Below are 13,464 nucleotides of genomic sequence, written 5' to 3'. Positions count from 1 at the left end.
AAATCGCTGATTACTAATTAGTTGAATGTGACAAAGTAGTACTAGTTAGTTCATAACAACACATAGACAGGGGCGTCTATGTGTTCCATAAAAGAAGATCTATATTCTCACTATCTCTCGATTTTCCTGATAACATCCTCTATGGATTGTACCAGTTCCTCTCTATACTTTTCGGATAGCAGGTACCGTCTCTTGATGAGCCTGACGGTCATATCATCCATAATGAAATGATTGCTCAAAAAAGACAACTTATCATCCGATGATTCTAGATTTTTATATTTTTCACGTTCTGTAGGCGACTCCAGGATGAGCTGCACTTTGTTCATTAACAGGTCTGATTCGGTCTCAGAAAACATAGGTTAATAGATGGTAACTTTAGGGTAAAACTTAAAGGCAAGATAATCTATTTCTTGAGATCATCCTTAATGTACTCACAAATTTTCGACAGAAATTTACTCTATTTTTCTATCCTGCATTATACTCTCATTTTATAGTGTATTGATTAATAGGGCATAACAGGAGTGTATCTGAAGTGATATCATAAGAAAAATATCTTTATGATCTTTAACTACCTGTTGCTGTCAATTTGACATTCTGGAAAGGCCCACTGGCATGCACCTTCTTCATGGCACTTACTTTGTATTCTGGATTTGATGAATGTGAGTATAAAAAAAGGAGGTAATATGAATCGATTATTTAAACCGGGTGATCGTGTAGTATTAAGATCCGGTGGACCAGTTATGGAAGTTTTAAATTATGTACTTGAATACAAGCCATTTTTAGGACCTATGCTCAGTAATCATAAAGTAAGGTGCGTCTGGTACGATCCTATAGAGGGGCGCAGAACAGCCATTTATCATCAGAGATCGTTGCAAAAGGCTTATGAACCAATACCTGTCAGACGGGTTAGAAAAACGGCTTGTACATACTGATCAAGTCTCCCGGATAGGTGAAACATCCTTGCATTCAATACTCCCGGGCGAGTTGTAATGACTTCTTTGCCTACTGCTTTAGCCTGCTGCCTGGCTAGCATCGGCCTGTCCAGATTGTTATATTGCTAGTATGGTATTCGAGGATTCTGTAAAAAAAAGCCTCAAAACGCTTATTGCGGCATTTTGAGGCACATCTTATTCGTTTCAGCACTAACATTTAAGAAATATCAATCACTCTTGGTGGTTTTTGTTTTGCTTCTTCACGTTTAGGAATTCTCAAGTACAACATGCCGTTTTCGTATTTAGCTTTGATCTTGTCGATATCCACCACTTCTTTTGGTAATGTAAATGATCTTTGGAATGATTGATAGCTAAATTCTCTTCTATTATAATTTCCTTCATTCTCTTCTCTTTCACTTCCCCGCTCTGAAGAAATAGTAAGAAGAGTACCATCCAGTTCTATTCTGAAGTCTTTTTTGGTCATGCCTGGCGCAGCCATTTCAACTTCAAAATCATCATTAGTTTCTCTGATGTTTACCGCAGGAATCGAGGTGCCTGTGGAAGAAAAACTTGAACCACCTCTGTTAAAATCTCTGGTAAAAAAATCGTCAAACAGACTTGGTAAATTAAACAAATCGCCATTTCTCCTAATAAGTGACATAATAACCTCCTTTTTAAAAGTTAAACGATCAATTTTTTATATCACTCCTACAAGGGAAATGCCAACCAATTATTGAACAGCTAAGGAGTCATTTTTGGCAACCAGCGCTGTCAATATGGCATTTTGCTGCCCATAGGTTCTTTTAGATTTTTTTCGTATCTTATTAGAAGACAATTTGACACACCTCCAAATCCTATTTATTATGAAAAATTTAGTTATAATATTGGTTTTAAGCTGTTTAAACGTCTTCTGTTTAGCACAGACTACATGGATCATTGATCCTACGCACTCCTCCGTTCAGTTTGAAGTTTCACACCTCACGGTATCCTCAGTTGGCGGTCTTTTTACTGCATATACAGGTACTTTGATATCAAAAAAAAATGATTTTGAGGATGCCAAGGTAAATGCCACGATAGAAACTGCAAGTATTACCACCAACAACCTGGAGAGGGACAAGCATCTGAAAGATGAAGATTTCTTCCATGTTGAGAAGTTTCCTGAAATAAAATTTAAGAGTACCAGCTTCAAAAAGGTGGGAGAAAATAAGTATAGAGTAACAGGAGACCTTACGATCAGGGACATTACAAAACCAGTAACTTTAGAAACGGATTTTGGTGGTATTGTTTCGATCAGCGATAAAAAGAAGGCCGGGTTCACTGCCCGAGGTTCCATTAACCGTTTTGACTACGGACTTAAGTGGAGCGATGCACTGGATAATGGCGGCTTGATCGTAGGTGAAAAGGTAGATATTGTGATAAAAATGGAGTTGGTGAAGCAGTAAAGTTACTTACTTCACCATTAACCTCAGCGTTTTAGACTTTCCGCCTGTTTGAAGTCCAAGCAGATAAATGCCTGATCTTAGCCGTGGCAGATCTAAAGCCACCTCATAAGTATCACTTTGGCCATACTTCCTGTCAAACACTATTATGTTGCCATCCAGATCCACTAATGTTAGTCTTATATCTTGTACTATTGACAACTCTACCAATGCTTTGAATTCCCCATCGTTGGGATTGGGATAGGCTGTGAACTTCCTGATCAGTTCCTCCCCTTCACTGAGGCGACCTCCTGTATTCGGCTTGCCTTCGAGGATAGTGATTGACTGAGAATAAAAATCCTGACAATCGGCCAATGCCACTTCCATATCTACGCCATAAGTCCCAGGTGTGTCAAATACAACCTCTGCATAATCCTGGTTCTCCATTAGTATTATAGCTTCTGCCGGAAACTGCCATGTCAAGGCTTCAGGGATAGGCCAACTGATGTCAATGATCACCACTGTATCGCCCACATAAGCTTCCGTTGTCATCAGGAAGTCTGCATTCAGCAGATCATCCGATACAATAAGAGTGAAGCTGTCTTCTGCTTCACAGCCGTCTGCATTGGTTACATGCAGGTTGTATGTTCCCTGCTCTGATAGTGTTACTTCCTGGTCGGTGCTCGTAAAGCCATTATCTGAAGTCCAGGAGTAGATCGCATTATCTACATCAGAGGCTATGACATATGATGACCCTGTACAGATCTCCACCTCATTACCTATATCTATAGTGAACGGAGCCGGATCGGGTAAATCTATGTTTTGTGTCAGTGTACAGCCTTTGCTATCTGTTACTGTTACTTCGTAGCTACCCGCTGAAAGCTGATCTATCTCTGCTCCAGTTGTCCCGGTGTTCCAGCTATAGCTGTAGCCTCCATTACCTCCTGCAGCGCTTACTGTTATGCTTCCGTCTGCATCACCCACGCAGGTAGGCAGCGTGGTGTTGTCAATAGTTAGTGACACCGGATCTAAGCCCCCCAATACCACCTCGGTATCCAATGCACAGCCGTTAGCATCAGTAATTGTAAGGTTGTAGGTGCCGCTGGGGATATTATCTAATGAGGTACCGGTATCACCGGTGCTCCAACTATAAGTGTATCCTCCCGAGCCTCCGCTGGCTTGTACCGCTATGCTACCATCGGAGCTATCATGACAACTGGGAATCATGGATGATGCAACGGTATAGTCGATAGCTGTTGGAGAAGGAATGTTCACTACTTCCACTACTACACAGCCGTTCACATCGGTAACGGTCACCACATTATCTCCGGGGCTTAGGGCTGTAGCCTCCTCGCCTGTCTCTCCATTCTGCCATTCCACATCAAAGGGAGCTGAACCTGTGATGTTCATACTAGCCTGTCCATCGCTACTATTAAAACATGAGGTGCTGACAATATCTGTAAACGTGACCTGTGCTCCGTCCGCACTGCTGATGTTCGCCTGGCCGGTAGTACTACAGCCATTGGCATCGGTGATCGTTACAATATAAATCCCACCTCCGACATTCGTAAGCGTTGATGATGTGCTTACCACTTCATTGAGGCTGTTCCGCCAGGTGTAGCTATAGTCTACTGTTCCCCCTGAGGCTGAGGCTTCCGCTGAGCCATTATCCTCCCCACAGGTAGATTTTACTACGTTGAAAACACTACCTGTAAGTACTGTAGGTTCGGTAATTGTAGCTGTGGTTGAAGTGGAGCAGCCGTTAGCGTCTCGTAGGTCTATGGTGTAGTCTCCGGCTGGTAGGTTGATGAAGGTGTTGGTGGTTTGCCAGGTGGTGGCGTCTATCGAATATTCATAACTACCCCAGCCTCCTGTTGCATTTAGTTCAATCACTCCATTGTCAGCACCTTTACAAGTCACGTGTGTGACCGTATTTGTAACGGCAAGGTTTTCCGAAGGCTCAGCAACACTGATAGTCTGAGGTGCTGTAGTACAGCTTTCTAAGTCTTGTACAACCACGGAGTAGTCTCCTGGTACCAGCGCTGCAAAGTTGCCGGACGTTTGATAAGTTGTTCCTCCATCTATGGAGTAACTGTAGCTTCCCCAACCTCCACCACCAGTTAATGTAATAGTTCCATCTGCTGCCCCTTTGCATATCACATCTGTTTGGCTGATACTTACGCTCAACAGTTCTGTTGGTTCGCTAATAATTATATCCTCTTTGGCTGTAACACACCCTTCTCCATCTCTTACACGAACCTGATACAGACCGGGGACAAGGTTATTAAATATATTGGATGACTGGTACGTTGCTCCGTTGTCCTTTGAGTACTCATAACTACTCCAACCCCCTGAGGCTATCACGGTAATACTGCCATTGTCATCTCCCTGGCACGTCACTGGGCTTTTTGAAGTACTAAAGCTAAGACCTGTAGTTGGTTCATTGATCGTGACTGTTTGAGATGATGTCTCGCAACCTTCTATATCTCTCACCTTAATGGCATAGGTATCGGCTATAAGGTTCGAGAATATGGCTGATGCCTGGTAGGTAACTCCATTATCCTTGGAGTATTCATAGGTACCCCAGCTACCGGTAGCAGAAACCGTAATGGAACCAGTACTACTGTTCCTGCAATCTACATTCTGCTTTGAAGTGGTAAAAGACAAGGTCGTAGCTGGTTCCGAGATGGTAACAGTCTGTGCAGAGGTGATACATCCTCCGCTATCTCTCACCCTCACCTGATAACTTCCGACACCAAGATTACTAAAAATATTGCTGGTTTGGTAGGTAGCTCCATTGTCTTTTGAATACTCATAGTTTAGCCACCCACCTGAAGCAGTTACTGTTATACTTCCTTCACTGGTCCCTTTGCAGGTATTTTGGATGGTGGTACTCATCGCCAACTCCACAGAAGGTTGTGAGATGGTAACTGACGCAGACTTTATACAACCACCGCTATCTCTTATCTGGGCAGTGTAAGTACCTGCCGCTAAGCCTGTAAAGGCACCCCCGGTTTGCCAGGTTCCGGAATTCAAACGGTAATCATAGCTACCCCAGCCACCTGATGCTGTAAGGCTGATGCTTCCATTGTTAGAAGCCCGGCAAATTTCATGAGTATGAGTATAGCCAATAGCAAGCTCTGTTGCTGGTTGGCCAATGACCACGCTTGTTGATTTTGAACAGCCTCCGCTATCACGCACCTGAGCTGTGTAAGTACCTGCCGTAAGCCCTGTAAAGCTTCCGCCTGACTGCCACAGTCCTGAGTTTAACCTGTATTCATAACTACCCCAGCCATTCGCACCTGTGATAGTGATGGTGCCATCATTGGCGCTGCGACAGGTTTCATCAGTACCGTTGGCACTTATAGAGAGTTCTGCAGGCGGTTGAGAAATTGTAACATCTACAGTTTTCTCACACCCTTCTCTATCCCGAACACCTGCCGTGTATGTGCCAGATGAAAGGCCCGTAAAAGTATTTTCTGATCCATAGCCAGAGGATCCCAAACTATACTCATACGACCCCCAGCCCCCGCTTGCGTTTATGGTCACACTGCCGTCATTGCTGCTTCGACAACTCTCATCATTCGGGGCAGGGGTTATCATTAAAGCAGTGTTTGGCTCGTCTACATATACAGAGTCAAAAATAGGGGTGCCACAGCCTGTGGCTTGGAGTGTAGAATCTAAACTACTGATCACTAAGATATAATATGTTTGATCAGCCGGTAGACCATCGGATACAGACATACTAGTCAAAGTTGATGTTGTTGAACTGAAATGTAAATTATCAATTAATGGATCCACCACAGGAGAGCTACGGACCTCATAAGAAAAGCTTTCACCTGTCATCGGAGGCCTACTAGTGCCAGTAACTTCTATCTGCCAATCTCTGTCACCTTTACATTCAACTCCAGATACTGTAGTGGAGGTAACAACTGGGAGATCTGGGTAGAATACATAGGGACCAATTTGATCCGTGCAATTGCCCACCGCAGATTGAAAGTAGATGTTTTTGGTTAGATTACTGGAATTTGAACCAAAAACATCCGTTGCATCAAATGTTATAGATGAACCTGCCCCAGGGGGCGTGGCAAATGAATTCCAACTACCTCCTCCTATACGGTATTTCCAACTGTACGTCAAACCATAGTCGACTGCGTTGGAAATAGTCACTTGCTCACTCTCGCAATAGGAGCCTGTCGTTCCTGAAAGCGACACATCAACACTCCAGGTAATATTAAAAGACATATTTGATTGGCGTATACCCGGAGTAACCGGCCCAGTGGAATAGAATTGGCTGGTGCAACCAGATGAGGCTCCGAAATTGATAATTCCGTTGCCACTAAAATCCCTTCCACACTCAAACCTGCAAACATCAGTAGGAGCCCAGTTCATAAAACCGCTGAAAGTGAATGATGCATTTGGCTGTTCAGTAAAAGTAAAATTCACTGACCCTCCATTTATTACAGTTTTAGTAACCCCTCCAATAGTAAATGAACCGCTACCCGAGGGAGGGATACACCCATTACAATCTAAAAGTAAATTTGATACAGTAACAGTATATGTTTGAGAATATAATTTAACACTGACTAAGAGAACGAATAGAGTAAAGACAATTATCCTTTTCATGATGCCTATTTGATTACTTTTCTGATTACTCTCGATTTCCCGCCAACTTTTAGTCGGATAAAATAAACTCCTTGGGATAATTCAGGTTTATCGATGCTAAGATTGTACTCTTCAGCATCGCTGGCTTCTAACTGATATAAAACCTTGTTAACATTCAGGCCAACAAGCGACACCTCAATAGATGCCTTAAATGCCAATTCAACGTGTACATAAAATTCTCCATCACTAGGATTCGGATAGGCTATGAACTTTCTGATCAGCTCCTCCCCTTCACTGAGGCGACCTCCTGTATCCGGTTTGCCTTCCAGGATAGTGATCGACTGGGAGTAGAAGTCCTGACAATCAGCCAATGCCACTTCCATATCTATGCCATAAGTCCCAGGGATATCAAATACAACCTCTGCATAATCCTGGTTCTCCATTAGTATTGTAGCTTCTGCCGGAAACTGCCATGTCAAGGCGTCAGGGATAGGCCAACTGATGTCAATGATCACCACTGTATCGCCCACATAAGCTTCCGTTGCCATCAGGAAGTCCGCATTCAGCAGGTCATCCGATACAATAAGGGTGAAGCTGTCTTCTGCTTCACAACCATCTGTATTGGTTACATGCAGGCTGTAGATGCCTTGCTCTGATAAGGTCACTTTCTGATCTTCGCTTGTAAAACCGTTATCTGAAGTCCAGGAATAAACTGCATTGTCTACATTAGAGGCAATGACGTATGACGAGCCTGTACATATCTCTACTTCATCGCCTATATCAATTGTAAAAGGCGCAGGATCGGGTAGATCTATTGTTTGTGTTACCACGCAGCCTTTGCTATCGGTAACTGTTACTTCGTAGCTACCGGCTGAAATCTGGTCTATCACTGCTCCCGTTTCCCCTGTATCCCAGCTATAGCTGTAGCCGCCATTACCTCCTGCAGCACTTACTGTGATGCTGCCATCCACACCTCCAACACACGTAGGCAGCGTGGTATTGTCGATGTGTAGTGACACCGGGTCCACTCCATCCAAAACTATTTCCGTATCCAATGTACAGCCATTCACATCTGTAATCGTAAGGCTGTAGGTACCGCTGGTAATGTTATCTAATGAGGTGCCAGTATTACCGGTATTCCAGCTATAGCTATATCCTCCAGAGCCTCCGCTGGCTTGCACTTCTATGCTACCATCGGAGCTATCATGACAACTGGGAATGGATGATGTAACGGTATAGTCGATAGCTGTTGGAGAGGGAATGTTCACTACTTCCACTACTACACAGCCGTTCACATCGGTAACGGTCACCACATTATCTCCGGGGCTTAGGGCTGTAGCCTCCTCGCCTGTCTCTCCATTCTGCCATTCCACATCAAAGGGAGCTGAACCTGTGATGTTCATACTAGCCTGTCCATCGCTACTATTAAAACATGAGGTGCTGACAATATCCATAAAGGTGACCTGTGCTCCGTCCGCACTGCTGATGTTCGCCTGGCCGGTAGTACTACAGCCATTGGCATCGGTGATCGTTACAATATAAATCCCACCTCCGACATTCGTAAGCGTTGATGATGTGCTTACCACTTCATTGAGGCTGTTCCGCCAGGTATAGCTATAGTCTACTGTTCCCCCCAATGCTGAGGCTTCCGCTGAGCCGTTATCCTCGCCACAGGTGGATTTTATAACATTAAAGACGCTGCTTGTCAGTACTGTTGGTTCTGCAATTGTAGCTGTGGTTGAAGTGGAGCAGCCGTTGGCGTCTCGTAGGTCTACGGTGTAGTCTCCTGCCGGTAAATTGGTGAAGGTGTTGGTGGTTTGCCAGGTGGAGGCACCATCGATGCTGTATTCATGTGCCTCGGTACCTCCTGTTGAAAGCAAGGTGATACTACCGGTGGAATTGCCGTTGCAATCCACATTAAGTTGATCATCTATCGTTAATGAGAGCACTTCAGGTTCTGTAATTTCAATACTATTGATGGTTGTGATACAATTGTTAGCATCTGTGATCTCCACGGAATAAATACCTGTACCGATACCTGAAAGGTCTTCTGTAATCTCTCCGTTAGACCAGTTATATGTGTAAGGCGCAGTACCTCCTGTAACATCGATATCTATAGAGCCATCTATAGCTCCGTTGCAGCTTACACCTTTTCCATTAAAATCAGAAATGAAAGATGTCGCTTGCAGTTCAAATGGTTCAGTTAGGGTGTAGCTATCATTGAATGTACAGCCGTTGGCATCGGTGATCTCTACGGAGTAGGTGCCGGCTCCTATATTTGCCAGATCTTCGGTAGTAGCTCCATTGGACCATAAATAGGTATATGGCGAAGTGCCCCCGGATGGTGTCATATCTATGGCTCCGTCTGTAGTGCTTTTACAAGTGATAGAAGCTATTTCTGTAAATGCTACAGCGATTGCAGTCGGAGCCTTTAATTCAATAGGAGAACTATATGCCCTTGTACATTCACTATCGGTTATGGTGACCGTATAAAAACCAGCAGAAAGTCCCAGAAATATTATTTCTTCGCCATCATTACCAAAAAGCTGATCACCGTTCGATAAATTAAACTCATAATCACTCCCGGCTAATCCTACACCGCCTGTACCAGTTACTACAATCTCACCATCACTATTGTATGAGCAGGTGGGATCCTTTCTCTTTAAGGCCACTTCCGAAACTGAAAGATCGCTGACTGTAATGACCACATCATCCATGATAGATGTACAGCTACCAGTGTTATCTGAAATAGTCCAGCGGAAGGTATTGACTCCGATGGACAAGCCTGAGACCGAACTGGTGCGGCTGTTTTTATCGCTAAAGGTTCCCGCACCATTTACAACACTCCATTCGCCTGTTTCACCTGCTTTTACAGCGTTAGCGGCAAGGGTTGTACCGGTGTTACACACTTTTTGATCAAGTCCGGCTGCCGCGGCAGTTACATTGATATAGGTAATGGTCACATCGTCTGTCTTTGAACAAGTGTTGCCATTATCTCTTATGATCCAACGAAAAGTGTTGGCACCTTCACTCAATCCTGTCACAAGCGTATTCCTCAAGTTAGCATTACTAAAAACTCCCGAACCACTTATAACTGTCCATGTGCCGTTTTCTCCTGTTCCGGGGGCATTGCCATTCAACGTAGCTGTTGGACTACAAACATTTTGATCACCACCTGCATTGGCTGTCGTAATATTCAATCTGGTAATTTTTACGTCATCTGTACTTGTACAACCAAAATCTTGAGCAATGGTCCAGCGGAAGATGTTGGTACCTACTCCCAATTCAGTGACAGTAGTAGTACTACTCGAAGAGCTAGAGATTGTTCCTGTACCTGAAACTGTACTCCATGAGCCCGTTTCATCGCTGTCGACTGCATTTGCTGTAAGCGTAACACTACTACTACAGGTGGTTTGGTCATCTCCGGCATTGGCAGTGGTAATGGCATCAGCGGGTCCATCAATGACAATTGTGTAATACTCCAGAGTGCCGCAACCGGCAATGCCAGGGTCAAGTAAAATATCATAGCTTCCTTTGGTGATCCCTTCAGGCACTAAAGTACCATTTATAGTTGTGCTGGTAGTACTATACAGCACTTCATCGTGATTGGTTGGTTTATATAACTGATATTCAAAAGTCTCACCAGCTATAGGTGCACGACTTACACTATTAATTGTAATTATAGCATCCGTGTCGCCAAAGCATTGAATATCGGTAGCAGTAGCTGAAGTTATCTTAGGAGCCAACGGCCGAAAAACATAGGGCCCTATGACTGCATTTACGGATTCTGGGTCGCAATTTCCTACAGAGTATCGGAAGTAGATATTTTTATTTAAATGGCTTGAATAATTGGCTCCAAAAATATTTGAAATGCCGAAGGTTGTTGTAGTTGTGCCTGGAGGGGTAAAATTTGTCCAACTACCTCCCTCTTCCCGGTATTGCCATTTGTAGTTGGTATATCCCGAAGACGCCACTAAGGTAATTGATTCGTCTTCACAGTAACTGGTGGCCAGAGATGTTCCAGATAGATAAGTTAAATTTATTGGCTGAATACTAATCTCCAAGTCTCCAAACCCACAATTAACCGTTGTGATATACGAATAACAGTCACTAACTACGGATAGAGTTTCATTGAATTGACAAAGTATACTTGGAGTAGGAAACAGTTGCATAAATTTATACTCAATAACAATTTGAGTGGGTTTCCATGTTATCTCTTGAGTTGTATTATAGGGATTAGAGTTTGGAACTAGATCAAGGGTGTTAGTGCTGTTTTTTATGCTTATCTTGTAGGTTTCAGAATGATTTGCTCCGGACGCACACCCATAGCAGGTAGCCACATTTATCTGATATAACTGCGAATACGACTCTAGGGCCAAAAAAATTAGTACAATGGTAATTATATACTTCAACTTGTTATCGTTCATTTCACTAATACCTCACCATAGCCTCTTCACTAAACCCACTCTCTCTGCCATCACTAAAAACCGCCTTTATTCTATATTTATATTGAGTATGATTCGTCAACTCTCTGTCAATGAATTCCCTACTACTACCGTTAATCCTTCTATAAAGCGCTATGGGTTCATCCTCGGCCGAACGGTAAATCAAATATGCAGAAGGCTCCTGAACGGATTCGAACTGCCAGCTAACCCGGACAAGCTTCTCTTCTCTGCTGACTCTTGAATTTATCTTCACAAATCTTCCCGTCTGCACCTGATCTAAAGCTGCTAATGTTACTGGTTTGGAAGGATCAGACTCATTACCTGCCTCATCTACGGCAACAAGCAAATACCCATAACGCGTCCCGGAGGTGAGGTTCCGATCGACATAGAAAGTGTCTGTTGCTGCTAAGTCTGCGATTATTGCCCAATTATCTGTCCTCGCTTGTCGTCTATACAAAATCAACTTACTGACATCCGTACTACTGCTTCCAGTCCATTTTATGGTAATACCCTCGCTACTTGCTTCTACCTTTTCAAAAACCGGTGGTACCGGTGGTATCAAATCTGGCTTAATCACTTCAATAATGTCAGACATCTCTGATACATTGTACCGGCTATCAACGGCAGATATCCTGTAGTAGATCTTATCAGTTAGGTTCTTTAGTGAAATAGTATCTTGAAAACTGTTAATACGAATCGGTGACGATGTCAACTGCGAGAACTCCGAGTTTTTAAAATTAGAACGATAGACCCGGTACCCGAGTAGATCTTCCTCCTGGTTGGCTATCCATGTAAAGCTAATAATCCCGGATGTATCGATCACTGCTGATATTCCTTTCGGAATAGCCGGTGGAATACTATCTTCCAACTGCACCAGATATGGGTGAGAATATCGCCGTTCATTATACTTAGTCACAAAACCAATGCGATAATAAGCCGTGGACAGAGGGCGCTGATCGATATAAGAGCGTGTGCCTGGTTGTAGAATTTCCTCCTCGTTAATATTATTAAACGGTCCTGATTGTTTACCAGAACGCTGTACCTCAAAACCTCTTATATCAGTCTCTTTTTCTGCTCGAAAACCCCAGTTGATCCTCACGTTGTTTGCTCCGTCAATGTCGTGTCCGGTTATCCCCACCTGAGCATTCACAAGCTCAAAACCTTCGCCTTCTATGGTCTCCGAAGGAGGACCGATCTCTCCGAACGCACTGATACCTCTCACCCGGTAAACATACTTTATATGGTTTTCGGGGATTGAATCCATTTTATAATAATACCTGGCATCAGGAGTATCTCCAGTGTAGGCATTTATTAACGGCTGATTTGAGATTTGCCGGAAGGTACCACCTCCATCATCAGACCGCTCAATGACGAAACTATTGTATACCCGCTCAAAAAACTCACGATTCCATTTCAACATTACTATCCTGTCTCCAAAAGTTGCTTCCAGATCGATCGGTTGAGGCAGGGGTGCGTGATCCATTAATCCGATAAAAAATGTTCCGGGAGTTATTTGTTGTACTGAGTCTGGTACATTAGAAATGACTTTATACATATATTTCTCATTCTCCCTGGCGTTTTTGTCTACAAAAGCGAGTCCAGACATTTCAGCAACTTTAAAAGACTGATCTGCAGCAAACAATGCAAAAGAAAAGCGCTGCTCCAATTCTTTTGTCTTGTTAATCACCTGGACTATATCTTTTGCATAATCTTCGGTAAGCTCAAAGGTTTCACCATAGATAGCCTGAGCGGCAATAGCAGCATAGTCATTCTGATCTATGCGTGGCTCCCATACTTCCGGTGGTTCTGGTTTAATACCTCCCGGGGTAAGTAGAATTTTCACCGCAGGTTTAAGTAAGACACTGTCCTTTATCACGGTATAACGTTCAATGGTGTATCCATATTTATTACCATACTCCCACGAAATAGCATCTGTAGGAGCCCATCGCAAGAGTATTACGTCTTCCTGTGCTCTTGCCAACACCTTCACTTCACTATTCTGCTGTGCCTGAGTAATAGCAATAGTGCTTATCCATATTATTAATCCTAAAATCCTCTTCACAG

The 13,464-nt window shown here is 43.5% G+C and carries 7 protein-coding genes; 2 read left to right on the top strand and 5 right to left on the bottom strand.

The features are described 5' to 3' along the window. Positions 1-110 precede the first annotated feature (110 nt). The gene (locus C900_RS03645) at positions 111-356 is read right to left on the bottom strand and encodes a hypothetical protein (RefSeq protein ID WP_040495496.1); all 246 of its coding nucleotides are present in this window, start codon (positions 354-356) and stop codon (positions 111-113) included. Between the two features lie 327 nt (positions 357-683). On the opposite strand from C900_RS03645, the gene C900_RS29690 reads away from it, so the two are divergent. Then, positions 684-932, top strand: a complete 249-nt coding sequence (locus C900_RS29690; protein ID WP_157493879.1) for a DUF2158 domain-containing protein — start codon at positions 684-686, stop codon at positions 930-932. 217 nt (positions 933-1,149) lie between these two features. On the opposite strand, the gene C900_RS03640 is transcribed toward C900_RS29690, so the two are convergent. Next, complete coding sequence (locus C900_RS03640; RefSeq protein WP_009578244.1) at positions 1,150-1,593, bottom strand: Hsp20/alpha crystallin family protein; 444 nt, start codon at positions 1,591-1,593, stop codon at positions 1,150-1,152. Between the two features lie 202 nt (positions 1,594-1,795). Here C900_RS03640 and C900_RS03635 point away from each other — a divergent pair, with 202 nt between their 5' ends. Next, complete coding sequence (locus tag C900_RS03635; RefSeq protein WP_051052767.1) at positions 1,796-2,374, top strand: YceI family protein; 579 nt, start codon at positions 1,796-1,798, stop codon at positions 2,372-2,374. A 6-nt stretch (positions 2,375-2,380) separates the two neighbouring features. Here the strand turns inward: C900_RS03635 and C900_RS03630 are convergent, their stop codons facing one another. From C900_RS03630 to C900_RS03620, 3 genes are all read right to left on the bottom strand, one after another. Beyond that, positions 2,381-6,796, bottom strand: coding sequence for a T9SS type A sorting domain-containing protein (locus C900_RS03630; RefSeq protein ID WP_009578242.1), 4,416 nt, complete (start codon positions 6,794-6,796; stop codon positions 2,381-2,383). A gap of 185 nt (positions 6,797-6,981) precedes the next feature. Further along, positions 6,982-11,019, bottom strand: a complete 4,038-nt coding sequence (locus tag C900_RS03625; RefSeq protein WP_185113949.1) for a T9SS type A sorting domain-containing protein — start codon at positions 11,017-11,019, stop codon at positions 6,982-6,984. A gap of 367 nt (positions 11,020-11,386) precedes the next feature. Then, positions 11,387-13,462, bottom strand: a complete 2,076-nt coding sequence (locus tag C900_RS03620; protein ID WP_009578240.1) for a fibronectin type III domain-containing protein — start codon at positions 13,460-13,462, stop codon at positions 11,387-11,389. Positions 13,463-13,464: the final 2 nt, after the last annotated feature.

The organism is Fulvivirga imtechensis AK7 (assembly GCF_000331535.1).
Classification (GTDB): Bacteria; Bacteroidota; Bacteroidia; order Cytophagales; family Cyclobacteriaceae; genus Fulvivirga; species Fulvivirga imtechensis.
Note: the sequence above shows the minus strand (reverse complement) of the source record. Positions and strands in the feature narration are given on the sequence as shown.